25 protein-coding genes and 6 pseudogenes are annotated in these 23,343 nt (G+C 33.0%); 9 read left to right on the top strand and 22 right to left on the bottom strand.

What is annotated here, in order from left to right; all coding sequences use genetic code 11:
* Positions 1 to 209 precede the first annotated feature (209 nt).
* Positions 210 to 1,079, bottom strand: coding sequence for a hypothetical protein (locus tag DPQ31_RS27745; RefSeq protein WP_208731310.1), 870 nt, complete (start codon positions 1,077 to 1,079; stop codon positions 210 to 212).
* Positions 1,080 to 1,323: 244 nt separating this feature from the next.
* Positions 1,324 to 1,494: pseudogene (locus tag DPQ31_RS27740) on the bottom strand (type II CAAX prenyl endopeptidase Rce1 family protein); the annotation flags it as partial.
* A gap of 84 nt (positions 1,495 to 1,578) precedes the next feature.
* On the opposite strand from DPQ31_RS27740, the gene DPQ31_RS27735 reads away from it, so the two are divergent.
* A complete protein-coding gene (locus DPQ31_RS27735) occupies positions 1,579 to 2,175 on the top strand; it encodes a DUF4030 domain-containing protein (protein ID WP_208731309.1) in 597 nt (198 codons plus the stop codon).
* 128 nt (positions 2,176 to 2,303) lie between these two features.
* Here the strand turns inward: DPQ31_RS27735 and DPQ31_RS27730 are convergent, their stop codons facing one another.
* The gene (locus DPQ31_RS27730; RefSeq protein ID WP_208731308.1) at positions 2,304 to 3,062 is read right to left on the bottom strand and encodes a hypothetical protein; all 759 of its coding nucleotides are present in this window, start codon (positions 3,060 to 3,062) and stop codon (positions 2,304 to 2,306) included.
* A 298-nt stretch (positions 3,063 to 3,360) separates the two neighbouring features.
* The gene (locus DPQ31_RS27725; protein ID WP_208731307.1) at positions 3,361 to 3,633 is read right to left on the bottom strand and encodes an HU family DNA-binding protein; all 273 of its coding nucleotides are present in this window, start codon (positions 3,631 to 3,633) and stop codon (positions 3,361 to 3,363) included.
* Positions 3,634 to 4,065: 432 nt separating this feature from the next.
* Between DPQ31_RS27725 and DPQ31_RS29500 the strand changes: the two genes are divergently transcribed.
* Both DPQ31_RS29500 and DPQ31_RS27720 read left to right on the top strand, forming a co-directional pair.
* Positions 4,066 to 4,266 carry a hypothetical protein gene (locus DPQ31_RS29500; RefSeq protein WP_098821073.1) on the top strand — a complete coding sequence of 67 codons (201 nt, stop codon included), beginning with the start codon at positions 4,066 to 4,068 and terminating at the stop codon, positions 4,264 to 4,266.
* Between the two features lie 15 nt (positions 4,267 to 4,281).
* Positions 4,282 to 4,503 carry a hypothetical protein gene (locus DPQ31_RS27720; protein ID WP_208731306.1) on the top strand — a complete coding sequence of 74 codons (222 nt, stop codon included), beginning with the start codon at positions 4,282 to 4,284 and terminating at the stop codon, positions 4,501 to 4,503.
* A 75-nt stretch (positions 4,504 to 4,578) separates the two neighbouring features.
* Here DPQ31_RS27720 and DPQ31_RS27715 read toward each other — a convergent pair whose 3' ends face one another.
* The 5 genes from DPQ31_RS27715 to DPQ31_RS27700 all read right to left on the bottom strand — a co-directional run bounded on the left by DPQ31_RS27715 (position 4,579) and on the right by DPQ31_RS27700 (position 6,520).
* Positions 4,579 to 4,818 carry a hypothetical protein gene (locus tag DPQ31_RS27715; protein ID WP_098145909.1) on the bottom strand — a complete coding sequence of 80 codons (240 nt, stop codon included), beginning with the start codon at positions 4,816 to 4,818 and terminating at the stop codon, positions 4,579 to 4,581.
* A gap of 89 nt (positions 4,819 to 4,907) precedes the next feature.
* Positions 4,908 to 5,057, bottom strand: a complete 150-nt coding sequence (locus DPQ31_RS29905) for a hypothetical protein (RefSeq protein ID WP_395933098.1) — start codon at positions 5,055 to 5,057, stop codon at positions 4,908 to 4,910.
* A 15-nt stretch (positions 5,058 to 5,072) separates the two neighbouring features.
* A complete protein-coding gene (locus tag DPQ31_RS29900) occupies positions 5,073 to 5,198 on the bottom strand; it encodes a recombinase family protein (protein ID WP_395935084.1) in 126 nt (41 codons plus the stop codon).
* 485 nt (positions 5,199 to 5,683) lie between these two features.
* Positions 5,684 to 5,875 carry a hypothetical protein gene (locus DPQ31_RS27705; protein ID WP_098145910.1) on the bottom strand — a complete coding sequence of 64 codons (192 nt, stop codon included), beginning with the start codon at positions 5,873 to 5,875 and terminating at the stop codon, positions 5,684 to 5,686.
* A 276-nt stretch (positions 5,876 to 6,151) separates the two neighbouring features.
* The gene (locus DPQ31_RS27700) at positions 6,152 to 6,520 is read right to left on the bottom strand and encodes a hypothetical protein (RefSeq protein ID WP_098145912.1); all 369 of its coding nucleotides are present in this window, start codon (positions 6,518 to 6,520) and stop codon (positions 6,152 to 6,154) included.
* 593 nt (positions 6,521 to 7,113) lie between these two features.
* Here DPQ31_RS27700 and DPQ31_RS27695 point away from each other — a divergent pair.
* Together DPQ31_RS27695 and DPQ31_RS27690 are read left to right on the top strand one after the other, a co-directional pair.
* Complete coding sequence (locus DPQ31_RS27695; protein ID WP_208731305.1) at positions 7,114 to 7,674, top strand: DUF4236 domain-containing protein; 561 nt, start codon at positions 7,114 to 7,116, stop codon at positions 7,672 to 7,674.
* 201 nt (positions 7,675 to 7,875) lie between these two features.
* Positions 7,876 to 8,304, top strand: coding sequence for a stress protein (locus DPQ31_RS27690; protein ID WP_208731304.1), 429 nt, complete (start codon positions 7,876 to 7,878; stop codon positions 8,302 to 8,304).
* A 191-nt stretch (positions 8,305 to 8,495) separates the two neighbouring features.
* Here DPQ31_RS27690 and DPQ31_RS27685 read toward each other — a convergent pair whose 3' ends face one another.
* Complete coding sequence (locus DPQ31_RS27685) at positions 8,496 to 8,765, bottom strand: lysine 2,3-aminomutase (protein ID WP_098157533.1); 270 nt, start codon at positions 8,763 to 8,765, stop codon at positions 8,496 to 8,498.
* 403 nt (positions 8,766 to 9,168) lie between these two features.
* On the opposite strand from DPQ31_RS27685, the gene DPQ31_RS27680 reads away from it, so the two are divergent.
* A complete protein-coding gene (locus tag DPQ31_RS27680) occupies positions 9,169 to 9,279 on the top strand; it encodes a YjcZ family sporulation protein (RefSeq protein WP_000505679.1) in 111 nt (36 codons plus the stop codon).
* A 275-nt stretch (positions 9,280 to 9,554) separates the two neighbouring features.
* Here DPQ31_RS27680 and DPQ31_RS29755 read toward each other — a convergent pair.
* Positions 9,555 to 9,860, bottom strand: a pseudogene (locus DPQ31_RS29755) (exo-alpha-sialidase); the annotation flags it as partial.
* A gap of 71 nt (positions 9,861 to 9,931) precedes the next feature.
* Between DPQ31_RS29755 and DPQ31_RS27675 the strand changes: the two are divergent.
* The gene (locus DPQ31_RS27675; RefSeq protein WP_208731303.1) at positions 9,932 to 10,096 is read left to right on the top strand and encodes a hypothetical protein; all 165 of its coding nucleotides are present in this window, start codon (positions 9,932 to 9,934) and stop codon (positions 10,094 to 10,096) included.
* A gap of 381 nt (positions 10,097 to 10,477) precedes the next feature.
* On the opposite strand, the pseudogene DPQ31_RS29895 reads toward DPQ31_RS27675, so the two are convergent.
* A pseudogene (locus DPQ31_RS29895) lies at positions 10,478 to 10,693 on the bottom strand (hypothetical protein).
* A gap of 315 nt (positions 10,694 to 11,008) precedes the next feature.
* Here DPQ31_RS29895 and DPQ31_RS29750 point away from each other — a divergent pair.
* Positions 11,009 to 11,201 (top strand): annotated as a pseudogene (locus DPQ31_RS29750) (hypothetical protein).
* Between the two features lie 652 nt (positions 11,202 to 11,853).
* Here DPQ31_RS29750 and DPQ31_RS27670 read toward each other — a convergent pair.
* Positions 11,854 to 13,044: an MFS transporter gene (locus DPQ31_RS27670; protein WP_208731302.1), complete on the bottom strand. Its 1,191-nt coding sequence runs from the start codon at positions 13,042 to 13,044 to the stop codon at positions 11,854 to 11,856.
* Between the two features lie 351 nt (positions 13,045 to 13,395).
* On the opposite strand from DPQ31_RS27670, the gene DPQ31_RS27665 reads away from it, so the two are divergent.
* Positions 13,396 to 13,983, top strand: coding sequence for a TetR/AcrR family transcriptional regulator (locus tag DPQ31_RS27665; protein ID WP_208731301.1), 588 nt, complete (start codon positions 13,396 to 13,398; stop codon positions 13,981 to 13,983).
* Positions 13,984 to 14,317: 334 nt separating this feature from the next.
* On the opposite strand, the pseudogene DPQ31_RS27660 reads toward DPQ31_RS27665, so the two are convergent.
* From DPQ31_RS27660 to DPQ31_RS27620, 9 genes and pseudogenes are all read right to left on the bottom strand, one after another.
* Positions 14,318 to 15,106: pseudogene (locus DPQ31_RS27660) on the bottom strand (RNA-guided endonuclease TnpB family protein); the annotation flags it as partial.
* Positions 15,107 to 15,117: 11 nt separating this feature from the next.
* Complete coding sequence (gene tnpA, locus DPQ31_RS27655) at positions 15,118 to 15,513, bottom strand: IS200/IS605 family transposase (RefSeq protein ID WP_208731300.1); 396 nt, start codon at positions 15,511 to 15,513, stop codon at positions 15,118 to 15,120.
* A gap of 203 nt (positions 15,514 to 15,716) precedes the next feature.
* A complete protein-coding gene (locus tag DPQ31_RS27650) occupies positions 15,717 to 15,923 on the bottom strand; it encodes a hypothetical protein (protein WP_061530031.1) in 207 nt (68 codons plus the stop codon).
* 23 nt (positions 15,924 to 15,946) lie between these two features.
* A pseudogene (locus tag DPQ31_RS29745) lies at positions 15,947 to 16,468 on the bottom strand (peptide ABC transporter ATP-binding protein).
* Positions 16,469 to 16,766: 298 nt separating this feature from the next.
* Positions 16,767 to 18,662: an adhesin gene (locus tag DPQ31_RS27640; RefSeq protein ID WP_208731298.1), complete on the bottom strand. Its 1,896-nt coding sequence runs from the start codon at positions 18,660 to 18,662 to the stop codon at positions 16,767 to 16,769.
* A gap of 20 nt (positions 18,663 to 18,682) precedes the next feature.
* On the bottom strand, positions 18,683 to 20,056 hold the full coding sequence (locus tag DPQ31_RS27635) for a hypothetical protein (RefSeq protein ID WP_208731297.1): 1,374 nt from the start codon (positions 20,054 to 20,056) through the stop codon (positions 18,683 to 18,685).
* Positions 20,057 to 20,462: 406 nt separating this feature from the next.
* The gene (locus DPQ31_RS27630; protein WP_208731296.1) at positions 20,463 to 21,434 is read right to left on the bottom strand and encodes a sigma-70 family RNA polymerase sigma factor; all 972 of its coding nucleotides are present in this window, start codon (positions 21,432 to 21,434) and stop codon (positions 20,463 to 20,465) included.
* A 22-nt stretch (positions 21,435 to 21,456) separates the two neighbouring features.
* Entirely contained in the window at positions 21,457 to 21,687 is a 231-nt protein-coding gene (locus tag DPQ31_RS27625; RefSeq protein ID WP_208731295.1) for a hypothetical protein, read from the bottom strand.
* A 338-nt stretch (positions 21,688 to 22,025) separates the two neighbouring features.
* Positions 22,026 to 23,339: a DUF3854 domain-containing protein gene (locus DPQ31_RS27620; RefSeq protein ID WP_208731294.1), complete on the bottom strand. Its 1,314-nt coding sequence runs from the start codon at positions 23,337 to 23,339 to the stop codon at positions 22,026 to 22,028.
* Positions 23,340 to 23,343: the final 4 nt, after the last annotated feature.

Raw genomic sequence — 23,343 nt, 5'->3', positions numbered from 1 at the left:
AATTAGAAGATTTAACACCAGAAGAAAAAGAAGTATTGATGATGTATGAAAACGATTCAAAGAGTAACTCGCCATAACTAAACATCCTTCCAATTTAAACGATGAAAGGAAAATGATACACACATTTAGGCATTCATTTTAATAGATGCCTAAATGTGTGTTAAGGAGCATAGAAATGTCGGAATTCACTTCTCGTTTCACTTATGAATTTAAAGATTTCGCCACTCATCACATGCCTTGCGAATATTTTCACGCATATTATTTGTAATTTCTAGTCTGTCATTTAAGAAAGTATCTCTCTGTGAGATTATCTCATTTTTAGCACTCAAATAGAGCCTTTGAATAGATGTAGAATTTCTACCAGCTTCGGTTAATCTATAACGTGGGATACCTGGAGATTCTGTGTACCATAGTGGATCTGTTAGTGATATAGGATCAGAATCATATATATGAACCTTTGTGTCTAAATTTTCATCCCATTCATCTACAAAATTAAACCTGTATTTGAGTGTAGGATAAGAATTAGAAGTAGTAGGAGCTGTGATCATATCGTAGAGGCCACTATTAGCATACATTGCATCACCTACACTTACATTTGTAAAGTAAACTAATTTGTCACCACGTGGTTCACATAAAGCAGCATACTCATCCCCACAACGACTTAAAGTAGCTTTATACCCAGAGTCAATTTCACTAAGAGCTTTTATGTCAGTTAGATGCAAAGTACAAATGTAAACAAGGGCTGTTATACCTTCAAACGTTTCAAAACGTACTAAATCTGATACTAAATCTGAACCATCGTCATATATGCCATGTAAAATATTCACATCACCGCTCTCTGTATAGCCCTGAAGATGTCTCGCAATACTGTCACAATTAGCTACATAGTGATCTAAAAAGGCTTGGTCAATTATTTTTTTAACCCTATCACAAATTTCTTCTACTGCTTGTTTCACCGCTTCTTGAGCACTATCTTCTGATGAAAACATTTCGTTTATTATTGCTGTACCTATTGAAGAACCCAAAGAACTAGCTCCTATTTTTAATATTTTCTGCCAGTTTAACTCGTCATTTATCATAATGAACACTCCTTTATAATTAGAATGCTCACCATCATTTCAGTTTTATACATTTTTTATACCCTTATGCATTTTGGACACAGTTTAAGATGTTTGGTGTATATCAATATATGAAATTACCAGTGTTTCAAGAATCGGCTTTACCCCTATACGATAGCCCTCTTCAACAAATATCTACTGTATTTGCACATGTGGACACGTGGACATTTGTACAAGTTCACATTTACACATGTGTAAATGTGAACTATAAACTTATCGCTAGAAACAAAAATGAATTAAATGATATATGCGCTACTATTGGCACTATTATATCTCCTGTCTTTTCATAACTCCTAGCAAATAGGCATCCGTTTACAAAATAATGGAAGAAGAACCAATCAAAATGCACAGCTGCAAATATTGATTTTATAAATAGAAAGAATATTTTATATAAAAATATAATTACTGTAAAACGAATGATGAATATTACAAAGTTAGGAATACTTAAGGAGGTAATTAAATGGGAAAGGGAAAAATTTTATGTGTTTCTGTATTATCACTTGTTTTACTGTGTTCCTGTCAGAGTAATACAGAGGAACCCAAGAGTGAGGGTTCAAAAGTCATGGATGTAGTTAATAATACTGTAAATAAAAAATCCTTTATTAGTGCTGCTATATGGGACGAAAATACAAGAAGGTTAGATATAGAAATTGCTGATACTGAAGATTCATCTAAAGTAAAAAAAGAAATTAGTAATCGATTAAAAAATCAAGGGATTAAGCCGTACACAATCAATATAAAGGAACGGGATATGAAGGTTGTGGAAAAAGAGAAAATATGGAATAGAGTTACTGGTTCTATTTCGGAAAATATATTTACTAAAAATGAGTATAAGGGTTCTGAGATTCATCAAATGAATATTGAAGTAGAACAGCCGTATGTTCTGACTATAAATACAAAAATTAGTAGCGCTGATCCAGGTGCCAAAGAGTTTGGGAAGAAATTAGAAAAAGAAATTACTGATTCGTTTAAAACAAAAAAAGTAAGCAAATGGATTGGAGGCGACTCTTACACTATCGAAATTTATAGTAACGATAAACAAAGAATTAACTTATAAGGTGCCAAGAAAATGGTACGCCATCTTATCTTTTTTGTTTTTGGGTTTGAAATATAAAAAAGAGAATCCTTATAATAAGGATTCTGCAACAGGAAAGAACAAATATATTATTCAATCTAAGACAAACTTTATTCTTCTATGTCTCTTATGCCATTTATTGTCATACCAAATTGCTCGAAACCATATAATACACCATTTAAAGCCGTATCACCCTTTTCTACATCTCCTTCATCTAGAGCTGTAAACAAGTCGCCTAATGCCCGTAGGAATGTCTTATTAGCATCTATAAATTCAATTTTAAAATAACTGTACTTTTCAGGCGGTTTAAGGCCTACTAACTTCTCTGCCTCTCCTTTCACTATATTAAACTGTGCTTTTAATTCGTCTTTATTTGTTCGTAGAGTTTCATCTTTTTCAACTATTGGTTTCGTAGCTTTTACCGCAGCTATGAATTTATTAGCCTGTATTTCTACTTTTTCTTGATACTCTTTCATACTATTAGGTTTCGTAGCGTCAGACATCTTGTCTTTCTCTTTATTTACTTCTTCTTTCTTCTCTACCTGAACTTCCTTTTTACTTGTTTCTTCCTTCTTTGTTTCCGCTTCTTTTTGTTTCTCTAACTTGTCTTTTTCTTCGTGTATTTTATCTACGTCTTTAATTACAGTAGCTATTGGGTCCTTATTTGTTGTTCCAGACTCGCTATCACTTGCTGAAGAGTCATTATTTGTTCTTTTATCTTTATCTTTTTCCTTTTCCTTCTCTGTTTCCTTATAGTCTGCTACTTTTACACTATCCTCTTTTTTCTCTTCCGCTACGTCCTTACTTGCACAACCTACACCACTCATCAACATTACTGGCAGTGCAACTTCTAATAACTTACGCTTCATTGTAATTTACCCCTTTGTTTCGTGATTGTTGTTTCTTTTCTTCCAACTCTTTCTTTTTTGTTTCGCAATGATTTCATCTACGAAAATCGTTTTTAACCTTGAGACTTTTCCTATAAAGAAGTAGCATCTATCATAATGTATACTTCTTTTTAAAAGTATTGTAATTTATTAACATATGAAACCATATCATAAATTACGTAAATAAGATATACAAATTTTCATCTTTAAGAGGGACCTTGCCATGTTACAAATAAAAAGGATCCGATATGAATATCAGATCCTTTTTCACTATATATAATTATTTCACTGCCTCTTTTAATTCTTTTCCAGCTTTAAATGCAGGCGCCTTAGAAGCAGCAATTTGCATTTCTTCACCTGTTTGCGGGTTACGCCCTGTTCGTGCAGATCTTTCACGTACCTCAAATGTACCAAATCCAAGAATCTGTACTTTCTCTTCATTTGCAAGAGTATTTGTTATTGCGTCTAATACAGCTTGTGTCGCTGTAGCAGTATCCTTTTGTGTAAGTTCTGCTTTATCTGCTACTACTTTTATTAATTCTGTTTTATTCATTTTCTGCACCTCTTTATATGTAATTAGGGACTATTATAACGTGCCTATACTCATGGTGCAATAAATAACAGGCTGTACTGATATGCCTCACAAGTGTAATCGTCTATTTTCAATATTTTAAGAAGACAATCGTTATAACTCCTCCTTATTGTAAATCCTAAAATATTTATTGTTTATATTATTTAATTGTTATATAATACTAAATGTCTTTACTTATATGCGATTACGATATATCATAATTAGAAAAAGGGATCTTTCGGGATTCCTTTTTTCTATTAAAAATAAAAAAGCAGCAGGTTGGCTCTCCAGACATATTCCTACACCTAACGGTAATTCCTTTAAATCATTTTATTAAATCCTATTATTACAAATCTGTTCATCTGTATGTAAAATTATAAATAATCTCTAATATTTTGAATCGAGGTGACAATCTTGAGAAGTTTTAGTTCATTATTAATCTCTACTATCTGTTCAGTACTCCTTATAATTTGGAATGCCTATTCCTTCTATGACGGATTCACAATGGGGCGCACATACTACTGGATTAATGGCATTGCAACTGTTATCTTCCTTCTATTTTTCATTCTAAACATGCGAGATATCAACAAGAAAAACTATAGAACTTCAGAATAATAGGAGTTGATACATATGTGGAAAAAAATCAAAAATTATAGATTGAGCTTAAATGATTTAAAGTTCATGCTTTGGTTGTTCGGTATAACTTGTTTTATATACAGCTACAATTTCATTACAGGATTAGCCTTTTCTCACAAATTCCAAATCTATAATTTAGGTGGTGCTATAGCTACATTCGCCGCATTTATGGATTCTAAAAATAGGATTAAAAATAAAATTTATAAGACAGCTTAAAAAGGGATCTATCGGGATTCCTTTTTTCTATGCAAAATAAAAAAACATCCTAATTAGATGCTCTTCGCTTATCCCTTAATACAATTCTACTGTTAAAATAGCCACACCAAATCCGATACATATAACCCCTATTAATATGAAGAGAAATCGAAAACCCCATAAATCACTAATTATATCTACAATGCGTACCAGCACTATAATTATAAAATCTTTAATTCCACGATCATTTTCTTTTGCTTTTCTGACTCCATCAATTATAGTTAGGCAAACAATCAAAATACCTAAACCGATTAGCATAAAACCCAATACAAGCATTCATATATCTTCTTTTTTCTTTATATTACCCTAAAAGGATATAAAGTGTCAGAGTTGCCTCTTTACAAAGTAAAAAAGAAGTGGATTCGCTACTTTAATTCTTTAGCCTTAGCATAAATAGTAGTGCGTGGGACACCTGTCATCTTTGAGGTATCATTGACACCCAAACTATTTACTAATCTGTTGAAAAATAAGTTCATAGCCTGTTTTACGCGTTTTTCATCTTGACCACGCCCCATATTGTTCCCTTGCGCCTACGCTCTTCCTCGGCCCTCTGTTGTTCTTTCATTAATCCAGTTTCTTTCAAATTCAGCAATAGCACTTAGCATTGTAAACACGAGCTTTCCAGAAGGTGTAGAAAAGTCGAGTTGATCCTTTATAAATACAACTTATATATCTCATTCCTTTAATTCTTTTACAATTCTTTGCAAATCAAATGTAGAACGTGCTAATCAATCTATCTTGTACACAACCAATTTATCACCTGAACGCAAATATTCTAACACTTTCTTTAATTCTTAACGATGACTTTTCGCCCCACTCTGCTTTTCAGTGAATATTTTTGTACAACCTTATGTTTCTAGTTTTTCACTTTGCAATCCTAGGTCTTGTTCTCTTGTACTAACTCGTACGTGTCCCACCACTTCCATAAAATCATCCACTTGATACTGTCTAAAAGTTATAAGTGTTTTATACATTTCATTTCAAACTAACTTTTAGATAGTTAAACAGGACATTCATTTATTTTCGTTCGTTGTGTTCGTGTATTTTGTTAGCTTTCCTTAACAACAAACAAGACGCCACCCAAATCACGGTGGCGCCTACAATAATTCCTATACACTTAATCAACTTATTTATCCTCACGTCATTTATTTCTTTGCTTCCATACCCCATTCTCTTTACGATAAGTATTCTTTCCATTCATGAAGTCAGCTGTATTACCAGGAATGCTATATTTCTTATTCTTTTTCTTAGCCTTCTTCTTCAGCCTCTTCTCTTCTTGAACAGCTTGCAAATCCGTCTTCCATTGTTTCAACAAATCCTTTTCACGTCGCATCGAATTTGTACCTCTTAGAGTAAAATATGCATCCAATAATTAGATTCTTCCTATTTATATACTCATTTAACCCAAATGTCCATTTGTTCAAAATAAAAAGAGTACCCATCATTAGGTACCCTTAAACAAATAAGTATGGCGCTCCAAGTTTCACCTCATATGATAACTCGTCCCACGAATTCATCATATGCTTGTCTTATTAGAATGTTCACTAGTTTAATGTGTAATTTCTATATAACAAAGAAAAAAGCACCCGTTTGGGATGCCTTTCTAGTTTCATTTTAAAAATACCTCTTTATCATCCGTAATAAGTTGCTGACTCTCATCATCATTATCAATTTCTTTTCTTAAGTATTCAAGGGTAATTTCGATTTCCTCCTTATTCTCATAATAAATCCCTTTTGTACTTTTAATTTCTTGGTCTAATTGTCTCTCTCTGTCTTGAAGCGGATTGATTTCTGCTCTTACGAAAAGTTTTTTCCTTTCCCCTTCAAACTTTTCACTCACTTTTTTTAGAATTTCAATTTTTTTCATCAGAGTAAAGGATTCAAGTTCTCTTTCTCTTTCCACCTTTACAATCGCTTTATACTTTTCTATTAATTTTTTTTCCCAATTTAATAATTCATCAAAAATATATTTATCCATCTCCTAATCCCCTCCAAATTAATTTATTCGATAAGAGTCATAAATATCCTTTTATTAGAATAAATTAATTATACATTTGGAATAGAAAGCCTAAATAGGATGTGAGAAAATAAATAAAAAATTCACTATTAGTTCAAGGCTGAGCACTCTCAAACTTCTCCAAGCCACTTCATCATGTAATTTTTTAGCTCTTATTAGCTACGCGTTTTACGTTCGGTGACTAGGAGAAGACTAAGAATTTTCTCGTTTATACTCCATAGAGTTGGCCAATACTTTGGCTGTCGCATAGCCTTCACTGACCTATAGTCTTTACACAATGTGATTATATCCAAGACGTATATCTTTTAACCTTGTAAAATAATATTTGGATGGGAGTCCAATACATATTATTAAAATTAAAGTGGTTCAAGTCAGAGGAAGGCACCTTAGGGTGTCTTTTCTTTATAAAAAAGGACTCCTAATACGCCTTAAATTAGTAAACTTCAATATTACTCTTTTTCATTAATTTATTTTAACTTAATATACTAATGTTAAGTTGAAATTGTTATAATTAGTAAATAATTATATTAATTAGATGGAGAGGATACAATATTATGGGTTATAAGTTTCGTAGAATTATCCAAGTTTCCCCGGGTGTGAAAATTAACTTTACATACACAGGTACGGGAGGCAGCGCCATTCCACCTGAATCAAGAACAACAACTTATATACCCGGAACTGGAATCTCGTATACACCACGAATAGCTGAGTCAAACAACTATTATATACAACGAGGGTTTCAAGGGCAAAACACTTCCTATCCCACTATGAATGAACAAGATTACAATACGGTAATAGCATTTGAGCAGGTAAGAGAAACCAAAACTTACATTGTTACTGCTTTTCGTAAGAAGGATAATCAAGTAAACTCCGTGGGTAGAAAACTAATGAAACCACTTTCCATAATTGGAGGCGTTTTTGCGGGCCTATTCTTAATTATGATGCTTGTTATACCAGCTCTAATCCTGGCAGCCCTTTCTTTCCTATGTTATAAAAATATAAAAACACCATTTGCGGTTGTATGCCCAGAATGTGATGCTGAAAATTTATTCATTTTTGAGGAAGAGAAGATTGCTTGTCGTAAATGTGAGAGCACTCTTATAATTCAAAAATAAAAGGTTCTCAAATACACTTCCCAAAAATGAATTGTGGTATTGAATTTCAAGATGGCCGTTGAAGCTCATAATTGTTTCCATACCTTCTTGAAGGCTCCATCTCTCTTTTTTTATTTCCATTCGACAATATATGACAATATAAAGATGAATAATTTGTTATTATATTTACGGATTTATTTACATTAGGAGGAATGAAAAACTATGTTTAAAAGATTAGTAGTATTACTTATTGGAGCTCTATTATTATTTGGTTTATCCGCTTGTGACAGCGTTAAATCAATGACAAGTAATGTCACGGTTGGTAAGGTAATTGAAGAATTTAAAGCTGCAGGATTAGAAGCTGACAATCCTAGTGACCTACCAGAAAAAGAATTTGGAAATACTAGAAAAGAAGCAAAGCGCATTCTTGTTCCAGCATTAGGTGAAGATAGTGGTGGTAGAATATTTGAGTTTAAAAACAAAGAAGATCTTGAAAAAGCTAAGAAATACTATGACGATTTAGGTAATGGTAATCAAATGCTATTCTCTCATACTTACGCAAAAGATAACTTCCTTATACAAATGAATGGTGATATGGAAGATGCCCAATTTAACAAATATAAAGAAGTTATGGACAAAGTAATTAAGTAAGTTAAAGAATCCGCTTTCATTTATATGAAAACATGTTAGAATTATCTTTGGATGGGAGTCCAATACATATTATTAAAATTAAAGTGGTTCAAGTCGGAGGAAGGCACCTTAGGGTGTCTTTTCTTTATGATTTTACACAAATAAAAAAGCCCCTTTATAAGAGGCTTTTTATAATAAATAGATTTTATTAATTAATACCATCCTTCAAAATAACCTGTCCATGTACCATCCCTTTCTTGCCATGCGTCTTTCAAGTACCACGTGATTCCATATAGTACAGTTGTGCTCGGTATAGAATTTCTTGATAGGTACCCTGTTAATTTAATATTTTTCTTATCTGCTGCCATAGTAATCTTGTCTGTCTTTGCACTATCAGTATTAGGTGTTGCAGCCATCGCTCCACCTGCACCAGATAGCATAATACCAGTTGCTAATGTTCCAACTACTAATTTCTTGAACATAAAAATTCCCCCTCAAATATTTTTATAACTTGCACCTTAAATATATCACTTTTTCAATTTTTGTAAATATTTTGAATTTGTAGAAATATTTATTTGAATCTTATTAATATTGGTAATTCATTTTATCAAATGGAAAATAGAGGAATTTATTATGATATGTAATAATGCATGATCACTCAGCAAAAGAATGTGATAAACTCTAACCACCTGTTCTATTTTTTTCAGTTATCTTAGAAACCTTACTTCTTATTTACCCAATTGTGGGGACGCTTTATAGCGTCTTTTTTTATTTTCAAGAAGACTTGCTCAATTCATTCTTAAATACATAAGGTAATGTGAACCCATTAAATTACATGAAATGACCCCTAGTTTTCCCCTCTGATCTAAAGGAGGCACTATTGTTATGGGATTTGGTGGTAGTTGCGGCGGAGGCTGTGGCTTTGCTGGAGGATTTGCTTTATTAGTTGTATTGTTTATATTATTAATCATCGTTGGAGCTGCTTGTTTCTGCTAAAAAAACTATTAGAAAAGGCACCCTTATCTGGGCGCCTTTTCTTTTTTGGATACAGACCGCAAAACGGAAAAAACCACGTTAAGCATATTTCGACATAAAAACAAGTAATTTTAACAACGCCAAGAACATTTAATGCAACACTATTTAAAATAAGATTAAAATGATTTAAAAACTCTTAGCGTGGTTTTTTCCAAAATGCTGGTGATGGCTCATTAAATAATTGGGATTAGGTTGAGGAATTACTAGAAAGAGGTTTATTAGAGGAATTTGCTAGGTTATGGCTTTGACTCGGTTTTTCTAAAGAATACATTTGGATTATTCAGCCCGTTCAACGTATTACGATTATCACTCCAGGCATGAAGCAGAGATTCTCGAGGACCTGTAATGACTTGATTATAGTCAGCCATATAACAAGGACCAACACCAGGATCTTGAGGTGGTCTAGTAATAGTTACTGGAGAAGATGGGTTACTTATTACTGATTCTGGATTTAAACCTCTAGTAACAGAGAATGTTTTCTTAAATATCCCGAATGTTCCGTTGCCAATTCCACCAACTCCCGCTGGATCATTAAAACGATTATTTTATTAACTTTCTACAAAATGGTAATTAATGTATAATTAAACTATTCAAATCTTAGGTGGTGATGCAAATGACTGATACGATCCGCATTGTTCTTTTCACCCTTGTAGGAATAAGTGCCGTATTTTCTGTAATTAAAGAATTTCAAAAACCAGAGAAGAGAATATTTTGGATTATATTCGAAACTTTAATTCTAATCGGAGCAGCTTGGATGTTAATAGGGCTTCTCACGTAACCTACATAATTAGTAAATCCCCTGAATAAAACTCAATATTCCGTCAACAATGTAGATGACATTAGATTTTTCTCCTTTCCCCCTTGGAGATGAGCAGTTAGCTTTTGCTAGCTGCTCTTTTGTGATTCATCGTCACATTATGATGAAATGGTCATATATTATCTCGAAGCAAAAAACCCTAATTTATTTTTCAGTATCTCACTTTTCCCTTAAAGAGCACTTTTTAAAGGTGCTTTTTTTGGGTTCCCCAGAATAAAACTTAATATTTCGTCAATAATATAGATAGGCGATGGCCATAACTCATTTAATGAAGTCCCTAACCTTTCTCCTTTCCCCCTTTTGGAGAACCAGCCGAGCAGTTAGCTTTTGCTAACTGCTCTTTTATTGTAATTTTCCTCTGTATATCTTCTTGATCTGCGCTTCAGTGAATCCTTCATATACCGCAAACACTTCAGGGAACTCACTTAAACACAAAACAATGATAGTATTATCTGTCGTTCGTATATAGAATTACTTAACTAATTCGATGTAATCATTGTGTAAATAATACCCCTTAATCTCGTGATGATAGTTGTTAGCCTTCAAGTAAAATAGCATTTTTTTAGTTCTACTACAGTCAATACATATAAACAACTATATATCAGGGAGTTAAAACGTTATTGTGGTTCTCATATAGAATCACATACGACTTTTTCTCTGCTTAAGGAGCTCTTACTTAGTAGTAAGAGCTATTTTTTATTCAATTATCATTGTCACTTCTTCTCAATCTACAATTCGATATGCAATATTACATATTCTGTATATTCGATTTATTAACACGAGATAATTGTTTTATAAGAATGTACAAAGCTAATATTGAAGGGGGAGTACTAAATGTCTTTCTTTTCTTGGGCTCCTCTTTTTTTCTTAATAATTGTTGCATCATCATTTCTGTTAAAAGGGCTAAGAAACAATAACTTTATTTAGTTACAACAATTTATTACTAGGAGGTGTAATTATGTCATTTGCAGCCTGGAGTGCGATCTTTATGACTTTAATCGGTGCAATGTCTGGAGCAATCTTTGGTACAATTTCCTCTAGAAATAAGAGCAAAAATACCAATTAAAAAACCTAATAATAAAACTCAATATCTATTTTAGTGACAGCTGATACGGCCTTAACATTTCAGCTGTCATTTTTTATTCAAATTACGCTTTTGTTCACTTTGTTTATACATTTACGAAACATTCATATGTTATCTTCAGTACGTTCTATTCTTTTTATAATATCGTGTGAAGTATACCAGACCGAGAATCCCTAGCCCCCTAAGTCTAGGGATTCTTCATTTAAATACGGATTTATACACTTTTATTCTTTTCATAAACTTTTATATTTATTATACGTAATATATAAATTTATGTTAAAATATCTTTATGAAACATCGCGTGTTTCAAATACAACATTTTTTGATGACCTCTTATCTTTCCGTAAGAGGTCTTTTTTTAATTAACGCTTTTGTTTAATTTATATTTAAATAGTTCATTTTCATACAGACTGCCCTTATATGCTATACTCATTCTTAAATAATTGTATAAGGAATGTTAAAAATGGGTGATAGATCATCCAGACAATGGAAAATGCGACAACAGTTAAAAGAACTGAAAACAAAAATAGAAATGATACAAATTTCAAAATAACCGCCATTAATCTATAAAACTGGGATATACCAATGAATAAGCATTCAAACGAATGCGGACTGCTAAAATTCAATTATAAAACTATTTCTCTGTAGAAAAATAAAGAAGGGCTATGATCGGAAAAGCGATTCCTATCCATAATGTTAGGCTCCAACCACCTAAGGCATATGCCCATCCTCCAAGAGAGGAACCAACAGCACCTCCTAAAAAGAAAATAGCCATAAATAGCCCGTTTAGTCGACTACGAATTTCTGGATCCAATGAGAAAATTAAACGTTGACTAAGCACAAGGTTTGCAGATACTCCCATGTCCAACAGAATTGCAGCAATTACTAAAACAGTTATTCCGATGGGCGAACTACCTTGAATAATAAGTGGTAATAATAAAGAAATAATAACAACAGTGAGAGCTATCCCAGTGGCGGGTCGTGTCCAGCCAAAATCAGCTAGACGACCACCTATTGGAGCGGCTATTGCACCTGTAATTCCGACAAGTGCATATAATGCTATGGCAGTCTGAGAAAAATGAAAAGCAGGACTAGACAATAATAATGGAACAGTGGTCCAGAATAAGCTGAAAGCCCCAAATACACAAGCATGATAAATTGCGCGACGGCGTAAAATTGGAGTAGTTCGTAGTAGTTGCCACATTGAACTAAGTAAGATAGTATAATTTGTTTTTTCCGTTGGTTTCCTAGTAGGGAGTACTTTCGATAATACAAACGCCAAAACAATGATTACAGTAGCAGATAAAGCAAATATTGCATTCCATCCCCAGATATCAGCTACTAGACTAGATATCGGACGCGCAAGCATAATACCTAATAACAGGCCACTCATGACATTACCAACTACACGACCGCGTGCATCTTCCGATGAAAGGTATGATACAAAAGGTACGAGCACTTGCGCTGCAACCGACCCCAATCCGATAAAGAATGAAGCTACTAACAACAAGATTGCGCTCTTTACAAAAACTGTGGCAGTTAGAGCAACTGCACTTAGAATTAACAATATAATTATCAATTTTCTATTCTCAACAATATCCCCTAAAGGTACAAGAAATAGTAAGCCAACAACATATCCAATCTGAGTTAGTGTTACAATTAATCCAGTGCTACTATTAGAAAGCCCAATTGCATGACTAATTACCCCAATTAAAGGCTGAGCATAATAAAGATTAGCCACAATAATACCACATGCAGTTGCTAGAAGAATGATTAAACCCGATGAAATCTCCTTATTGATTGCTTTATTTTTAAAATTAGACATATCTATTTCCTCCCATACTTTTATTTCAAAATTACTGAATCGCCTTGGCAAGAACTACAGCACTACCATTATTCTAAATTGAGCCTGAACTACTTTCTGTTCTTCTTTCAAAAGATCCAATTTCCCCACTTTTTTATTCCCCTTTTCTAAATTTTTTTAGTAATTCACTTTGTGGATTTGGAAACCTGTTTAAAGACCTTACCATTATAAGTTGCTAGGTAATTAATAAACTAAACGTTCAGTTTATTAATTACCTAAAATATATACTAAACGTTCAGTTTTGTAAATAGGCTATTTTATTATCCGTTCATATTAAGTATACTAAACGTATAGTTTATGTTCTTGAAAGGAATGATTAATGTGCAAGGTAAAAGAGGTCGACCACGTAATATCGAAACCCAAAAGGCTATCCTTTCTGCATCCTATGAGTTATTACTGGAAAGTGGCTTTAAAGCAGTCACAGTTGATAAAATTGCAGACCGTGCTAAAGTTAGCAAAGCTACGATTTATAAATGGTGGCCAAATAAGGCTGCTGTGGTAATGGATGGTTTTCTTTTTGCTGCTGCTGCCAGATTGCCTGTACCTGATACAGGTTCAGCATTGAATGATATCTTAACACACGCCACAAGTTTAGCCAGTTTTTTAATAAGTCGAGAAGGCACTATTATTACTGAGTTAATTGGCGAAGGGCAATTTGATTCGAAACTAGCAGAGGAATATCGTACTCGCTATTTCCAACCACGTCGACTGCAAGCAAAGCAACTTCTGGAGAAGGGAATTAAAAGAGGCGAATTAAAAGAAAATCTCGATGTTGACTTAAGCATCGATCTCATCTACGGACCAATTTTCTATCGTTTGCTAGTAACAGGTGAAAAGTTGGATGAATCCTATGTGCATGACTTGGTAATAAATGCATTCGAAGGAATACGATTGAAGTGATTAATATTCAAATAAGTGTTTAGAATCCCCATTCCCTCCTATGCGGATGCAAATTAAATTAACTTGATAAATAAAGTGTTTTATGTTTTTAAACTGATGTATATGGAGTGATCTCCTATATACATCAGTTTAAAAATTGATAATTACTCTAAAAGGATCATCATGAAAATAATTTTCTTTATGGGATATTTATAATATCTTAACTTGATTGACATAGTTTATATTTTGGATTGTGAACTACCCGCCACTTAACGTCCTAACGGACTGTTTGAAGTGGGGGCTTCTCGGTTAGTCGTTACTTTTGATAGCTAACGAATTCGTCCTAAGACAGCCGAGCTAACTCTTTAGACTTATGATGAAGGAAGTTCTTACGTTGGTTCGCTACTTTTTCATGTAACGTAGCTACACGGATACGTTGTTTATTCCAACGAATAGAACCTTTTGTTCTTCTTGATAATACTCGTTGTGCCTTTGCTAATTGGTCTAACATTTCACGATAGAACTTAGGATAATTGGCTCTCTCATCCTCAGAACTGACGTATAATTGATCCATCGCAAAGTCTAATCCAACAACTGTTTCTACTTCTTTTTGTACGATCTCTTTTTCGTATTCAGTCAAAATGGACACATAGTATTTACCAGTAGGTGTCATAGAAATCGTACATGACTTGATTATATGGCCTTGTGGTATTCCTCGATGCTGTTTGATACGTACCATTTTCAGTTTTGGCAATTTGATATGACCGTTAAGCAACATAATATTTCCGTTCACTACATTCGTTGTATAAGACTTTCTGTCTTTTTTGCTTTTGAATGTTGGGAAGTCATTTTGACCACTAAAGAAATTCTTATAGGCAGTTTGCAAGTTTAGTTGAGCATTTGCCAAAGCTAATGAATCAACTTCTTTTAACCACTCAAATTCTGCTTTGTATTTTGCAGGAGTGGGAAGCTTTTGTTTCTTTAGTTGATCCTTATCATCTTTATGTTTTTCATACGTTTCTTTCCGTTCAGCTAACATTCTGTTATACACGAAACGTACACAACCGAAGGTTTTACGCATAAGATGTGCTTGGTCTTCTGTTGGATACAAACGGAATTTATATGCTTTATTCTGCTTTGTCATATCATTTCACCTCACTTTTCACTTTGATTTTCAATATATGTTTTTACTACGTCTATTGGCGAACCACCAGTAGTTAGCAAGCAAAAACTTCTTGACCAAAACATCTCTTTCCAAAGTTTCTTTCTTAATTTTGGAAAGTCTCTCTTGATTAGTCGAGAACTTGCACTTTTATAAGCATTAATAAATTTTGTCATTTCTGTATTAGGGTGCGCCTGGAACAAAATATGAACATGGTCTACATCATGATTCCATTCAACTAATGTCATGTTATAGCTTTCAAATAGTCGAACAAACATATCTTTTGCATAGTCTGACATATCATCAAACACATCTCTTCTGTATTTCACGACCAACACAAAGTGATAATACAACGAGAATACTGAATGGTTATTACTATCTAATTTCATTGATATACCATCCTTTATAATTTATAAGACTGATTATATTGGAGACAAAATAAAAAGCAAAACCTTTTGGCTACGCCAAACCGAAATTCATTTCTAACCAAGAATTCTCATATTCTTTTTAATTAAAGACGGCCACTTTTTTATAATTTTCATAGTCGATATATCCACACTTCTTAGAAAATAAAAAAGACAGGGAATCAATCCTAGTCTTTTTCATAACCGCAGTCATTTTTTTCTTCATATTCTATTACCATAACCAAAAGCGGTTGGCCTTGTTCACGTTCCATGAACCCGCTTGGTGTTATTTCTTTAACTACTTTCCCGTAATTAGCACAATACTTCAAAAAGCCATTCACTTCTTCATCTATTCTTAATGCATCAGCAATAACAGTTCTAATTTGTAATAACATAATAACTCCCTCCCAATAATTTTTTATTTTAAATATGTAATCTCAGAAATTCGAAATCCATCTATTTCTGGTACATATTTAAATTCCAGAATTAAGTCGTTTTATTTTACCAAAAACAATCCTTTTTTTATTTTTTTAACAGTTCTTGGTTTTTCATAATTAAATTGACTTGGTTTACTTTCATAAGTAACTTTGTAATTCTTATTTATACTAAAATAGTCTTATGTAAATCCATCAGCTAATTCTGCAATAGTTACATGATTTCCTAAAAATATTTCTAGTTCTTTTTTATTTTGAAAAATGGTTAAGTGGCCGTTCTTATCAATATCATTAAATATTAATTTGAATTGCCCTCCTAGGTTATTAATCACATTTTGTGATAATTCAACTTCAAACAAACAATCGTATTGAATTTTATATTTCAAATCTTCTACTTTGATTGGAGTTAAAGCATTTGTTTGATGTTTGTTTTTTATAAAGGTGTTATAAAAAACAAACATCATAGCTAAAAAGCCTAACAATAAAAACAATCTCTTAATCTTCATCCTTTCACAATGTAATGTTCTCCAAAAAACGCAAAAAGGCCCTTTTCAGAGTTATATTTTCAGAGAAAGTAAAGTTAAAATACTTAAACTATCTTAGAAAATCGAAACCCCGAAAGGGCTATAGTAGTTATAGATATAAAAAATTGAAATTTAAAAAGGTATACTTAATTTTAGCAAATTCCATCCACAAAAACAACAATATTCTGAATATTAAATTCATTAATTTTATAACAAGATAATTCTACGCTATAAACCATTCGATAGGGTACATTTAATTTTTTGTCGTTATGCTAAAATTTTATTTAGCTACACCATTAGAATTTGATACAAGTAAACCATTACCTTGCTCTTTAGAAATTGTTCCTGCAGTTTTCTGTTCTGGTTTTTGTTCTGGTTTTTCTTTCTCAAGAACTACCACGTTAACTTTCGCCGTTGAGCTGTTACCTGCCTTATCAGTTGCTGTTACTTGAACTGATATCGTACCTGGCTTACTTGTATCACATGTCCCTACTATTACTACTGGACTTGGATCTTTATTATCTTTTACACTCACTAAACTTCCTGGACTTAATTTATCTCCCACATGTACGGTTACACCATGTTTCACTGTTATTACTGGTGCTTCCGTATCCTTCTCTTCTTCTTTTTCTACTACGTTAACGGTTACCGGTGCAGTTGAGCTGTTACCCCCATTATCAGTTGCCGTTACTTGAACTGATATTGTACCTGGCTTACTTGTATCATACGCTCCTACTGTTACTACTGGGTTTGGATCTTTATTATCTGTTACTTCTACTAAATCTCCTACATTTAAGCTATCTCCTACATGTACAGTTACACCTTGTTTTGCTGTAATTACCGGTGCTTCTGTATCTTTTTCCTCTTCTTTTTCTACTACGTTAACGATTACTGTTGTACTTGAACTATTTCCTGATGCATCTGTTGCCGTTACTGTTACTTGAATTTCTCCCGCCCTACTTGTATCGTAATCTCCCACTGTTACAACTGGATTTGGATCTTTATTATCACTTACTTCTACTAAATCTCCTGCATTTAGACTATCTCCTACATGCACTGTCACACCTTGCTTCGCTGTGATTATTGGTGCTTCTGCATCTTTTTCCTCTTCTTTTTCTACTACGTTAACGGTTACTGTTGTACTTAAGCTATTTCCTGATGCATCTGTTGCTGTTACTGTTACTTGAATTTCCCCTGCCTTACTTGTATCATACGCACCTACTGTCACTACTGGATTTGGATCTTTATTATCTTTTACTTCTACTAAATCGTCTGCACTTAGACCATCACCGACATATACTTTCACACCTTGTTTTACTGTAATTACTGGTGCCACTGTATCTTTTTCAGGTTTCTCTGGTTTTGTTGTGCCACCATCGTTACCATCACCGCCTGTTGGTGGTTTTGTACCTCCTCCACCATCTTTACCATCGCCGCCTGTTGGTGGTTTTGTATCTCCTCCGCCATTATTACCATCGCCGCCTGTTGATGGTTTTGTATCTCCTCCGCCATTATTACCATCGCCGCTTGTTGATGGTTTTGTATCTCCTCCGCCATTATTACCATCGCCGCTTGTTGGCGGTTTTGTATCTCCTCCGCCACTAGAGTCTCCAGAAGCTGATGGCTTTTTATCATTATTAATTGGGGGTATTGAATTATTTGCACTAGCAACTCCATCATTGATATTTAGATCGCCACCAAATACAAAGTTCTTACTGTCCTTATTATCCGAGACAGAAGGATTGTTTGTTGCGGATGCTATTGAAGTATTTAAATCTGAAAAACGATTATTTGATTTATCACTGTCAATAACTGATGCTAGATTTCTATCTGAATTTATAGCCGCGGTCGCAATTGAATCCGTTAAATCATCAAATTTCTTTTTGGTTTTGTTATTTTCAATGATTCCAGATAAATTTTGATCTGAGCTACGTTTTGCATTATCAATGATTTCATCAAAATCATTAGTATTTAAATTCTCAGTTGTTTCATCCTTACTTTCATCTTTCTTCTTTTCTTTTTCAGTATCTTTTTTCTTTTTAGATACTGATGCTGTTTTGGTGCTCTTTTTTTCCGAAGAAAACAGCGAGCAGCCTGAAACTACCCCAACACTTAGGGTAGTAGCAGTAGTAGCAAGTAAAACTTTCTTAAAAATTTCCGAATAATCTAATGGCACAATCAATTCCTCCCCATTACTTAACCTGCACTAATAGTTGCTACAGAGGTAGCAGAGCTATTAGGCGCAGAATTATTAATTTTTTCAAGTAAATCTTTATTTCCAACCTTTTGAGCAAACTTTTTAGCTTCCTCAGATTTATTTAATTTCAAATAACTATTAACAATAATTCCTTCTCTTCTGTCATCTAATGCTGCAATTTCAAAATGAATTAGTGGATTTTTTGTTTTGAGTTCTTTTACTTTTTTCAAATTATCTACAGCTATATAATATGAAACTACTGATTCTGCAAAATCTTGCTCTAAGTCAATAGCCTTTTGTGCTTTACCGCTTAAAAGATAAGTAAATAAAACTGCCTTTTTATCTTCTTTTCCTATTTTTTTATAATCCACTTTATCAAATTCCGAGGCAGCATCTTGATATTTTTGAACTGCAGATAACCTTAATCCATTTATTAGATTCGCGTTAACTTCTAAACTATTTACATTATTTGCAGATGCAGCCTGTGAATTCTTCAAATTGCTAAAGGCAAAACCTGCTAATATTAATAAAACAATCGATGCGATTCCTATAATAGCGTACTTATATTTTTTCATATTATTTAAAATTCCTTTTTTATCGATTACTACTTCCTCTTCTTGTTTAAATCTAGTTTCATTTGCTAGATTTCTTTTCTTATTTAAATTAATTTCATCACTTTCTGGTTCTCTTTTAACCACAACTATTTTTTGTCTCTTTTGTACTTCTTCTATTCTCTTTTCTTCCTCTAATCTTCTTTTTCTTACTTCTTCAAGTTTTTTCTCTTCTTCTTTCCGTCGTGCTTCAGCCTGTTTCCTTGCTTCTTCTTCCGCCTTTCTACGCGCTTCCGCTTCTTCACGTTTCCTTGCTTCTTCCTCTGCTTTCCGTCGCACTTCCACTTCTGCTTGTTTCCTTGCTTCTTCCTCTACTTTCCGTCGTGCTTCCACTTCTGCCTGTTTCCTTGCTTCTTCCTCTGCTTTCCGTCGTGCTTCCACTTCTGCCTGTTTCCTTGCTTCTTCCTCTGCTTTCCGTCGCGCTTCTGCTTCTGCCTGTTTCCTTGCTTTTTCTTTCGCTTTTCTACGTGCTTCTTCTATTTTAAATTCACTTTCAGAAGTGCCTGACTGTTTTTGAATTGTTGTAATCCAATCAAGAGCCGGATTATTATTTGAAACCTCATTTTTAGGTGTACATAAATTTACACTTTCTTCGCTTTGTTTCAGTGGTTGTTCTAAATGCTCTTGCTGAAATTGCTCACTTACTTGATCCTCATGGAAATCCCCATATTGTTCTTCTTCCTCTGCTAGTAATCGTTCCCGTCGTTCTTTTTCTTGTCTAATCCTTTCTTTAATTACGTTTCTTTTTCTATTATTTTGCATATAACAACAATGGCCTCCTTTCTATTGGTACCTCATAAATGAGAGTAATTAAATTATTTATCCTTCATAATTAATCATGAGATATTTCTTTAGAAAAACTAAGGAAAAAAAGATAATATTATTTTTTTAAGCATGATATATAAAAAGAAGGATAAACAGGTAGCACCCATTTATCCTTCTTTTTTATTTTACATGTATTAAGGTTATATTACATGTTATACCCTTAATACATCACTTTGTTTCCACCTTTTAGATACAAAAAAACCTCATAGTCTCGTATTATTACAAAATTAAATAACAATTTTGTAATTCACGTTACTCGAGGGGCAAAATTTTGTGAAATAGATATTAAAAAATACAATACGCTCGTTACACTGTATATTCTGATAAATACGAATATATAATTTCACGCCATATTAAGTTCATCCATTACTTTCAACTTTTCATGTAATAGATTAAAAATTTCATCTTTATAGTCGCATTTCTTCAATCTATTAATCGCTTCATCTTTTAATTGTGATACCCTTTCAGTTGTAATCATAAGTGCTTTTGCAATTTCTTTATGCAAATGAATTTTACCATCTAGTAGACCAAAACATAGATTTAGTACCATCTTTTGCTTCGGATTTAATACTTCATCAAATATTATCCATATCTCGTAATTCAAGTCCTCCATTATCATCTCATTTGTGGAGGGAATTGCTGAATTATCATTACAGAATGAGTTCAGTATACCTATATCTTCATTTATTGTATCTATATCTAAAGTCATAGTAGTAACCCGATTATAATATACGTTGTGTCGAACTACCTTTTCTCTAGTTACATCTAACTCTTTTACTACCTCTTCAACTGTAGGGATTCTGTTGTGCATTTGTAAATATTTATCTTCGATTTCAACATATTTCACATTAACTTGATTCACATAGTTAGGGATTTTAAAAGGCCCAGATTTTTTTTTACATATAAACCCTAACATACTCTTTTTTATCCAACAGTAAGCGTATGTAGAAAAACAATAACCTAAATCAGGATCAAAATCCTCAATTGCTCGCAACATTCCCTCATTACCTTCTTGAACCAAATCATCAAATTCTATTTGTGGGTGCTTCTTTTTATATTTTCTTGCAATAGATAGTACTAGGCCTATATTTACATGGAACAAATATTCACGTAGATCCTTTTCACCATGTTTGTACCTTCGAAATAAATTTAAACTCTCTTGCTTTGACAGTACTTTATAATTCCAAATCTCCTTAACTTCAAAATTTTCATCCTCAGGTTTAACCAGCGGCCCAATACTTCTTGCAGTAGTACCTAAAGTTATAGTTCTTGTTAGTGATTCGTCTCGATTTAAACTGCTATATGATTGATTCATACATATTCCTCCTTTCTGTTTTTTAGCGAAGTGTTTCTAAAAATATTTTTGTCTCTTCTTGTAAACTGTTTATTAAATTACAATCCTTTGCACATGTATTAGCAACTTCTTTATGTGATTTCGTCTTTTTTAACTCATTATATATATCGCATCCTTTACAGATGCTGCTGATACTTTCCATTATTTCTAACTGTTTTTTTCTTTCATATAAAAACTGTTCTTGTGATTTCTTCCTATCAACTTTTCTCCCCATTTGATTCACCTCGTATAAATGAATAGAATTTAGCAATTAAAGACTACTATTGATACTACATAGATACGAAACTTCCCCATTAGATTTATTCCAAAATTCCTCTATATATAATATATATGATTACAAAAAATGTAAAATTAATTATTAGAAAAATCTTAAAACTTAAAGATATCTATTTCCTCATTATCTTCTTATAGTGGTGTTACATATTTTTATATAAATCTACTTTAATACTTTACTTAAATATCAAAAAGAATTTCTATTTTTTAATATTCATTCAAAACTTAATAATGCAATCCTTTCATTGACAAGTTAGTTTCCTCTTTGAACAATAGCGTTTATCTCACTTTCTCTATTGCTGGAATATAATCGTTTAACAGTAAATCATCTAGCCCCTTTCCAAGATTAATATCCCAACTTGCATAATTAACACTTATCCCTTCTTGATAAAGCGCTTGCGCACATTCTAATAACGACCACTGAACATCTGAATTTGTAATCATATCCATATCTAAAGCGAAAGTTGCCTGTTTAACTCCCATTTTTTTTAATGGTTCAATTAATATTCTCCATACTTTAACCCCAGGTATTGATACGACTGTGGTACCATACATTAATTTTTCCTCATTTGTTAGTAGCTCGTCTAAGTTTTCTGCAGCAATATCAGACTTTAGACTCCCTTCTGAAATCCATATATTATCCTTTTTTATTAATTCTCCACGTTCCCAATTTTTCAGCTCTCGACTAGGTACTGCTACATGTATTGGCAACGGGTTCCCAACTCCTGTTCCATGAAATCTCCCACCTGAGCTGATCCAAATATATTTACTTTCTAACTTTAATTGTACTTCACCTAATTTTTCACCCTCATAATTAATTTCATACCATTCTTTAACATCGACTTTACCTTTAAATATAGACTCTATCTTCCCATTGATTTTATAGGTCACCTCTATAGTATTGGGTTGCTCAATAACTTCTGCCTTAAAGCTTGATTTATGATTTTTTACAACTGTCATATATTCAGGGTCATCAATTCTACATTGAAAACCGCATATCTGATTATATATATTTCCCTGCGGTATTAATAAAGAATCTCTCCTTCCTGCACACGTGAAATATCTTCCATCCTTCGTTTCTTTTGCATAAAATCCTGGAATTCCAACAATATAGCTTGTTTTCCCTCCTACTTTTTTTATTAGCTCTTTTGTAGTATCCCAAGGTTTAATAGGAAAACTTTTGTAATTTCTAATATTTATTACTTCTCTTGTAATCCTACGTTCTGATCCTCTTAACATTTTAATATGTTCATCTCGCACGTCTAAAGATTCTAGGAATAAAGTGTAAATAATATCAAGGGTGTAATCACTTTTCTTCCTATGTTCTTTAATCATCTGATCTTGAGAAAAGTCATATCCCCTTTTTTGCTCTTCAGCTACTATATGTAAATAGCCTGCTTCCCCGAATACTGTTTCTGATGAAATTCGTCCACATATTATTTTGGTTTCAGAATCATTAACCATGCACCATCCTTGCTTACCACATATAGGGCATGTTGTTCTATAATATTCAAACCATCTCTCATTACTCCCCTTATTCATGCTTCTCACTGGTCTTAATATTCTACTTGTTGCTAACTTTTCAATTGACATCACA

This window comes from Bacillus sp. COPE52 (assembly GCF_003355115.1).
Taxonomy (GTDB): Bacteria; Bacillota; Bacilli; order Bacillales; family Bacillaceae_G; genus Bacillus_A; species Bacillus_A toyonensis.
The sequence above is the reverse complement of the archived record's forward strand: the minus strand, read 5'-3'. Positions and strand labels throughout refer to the sequence as shown.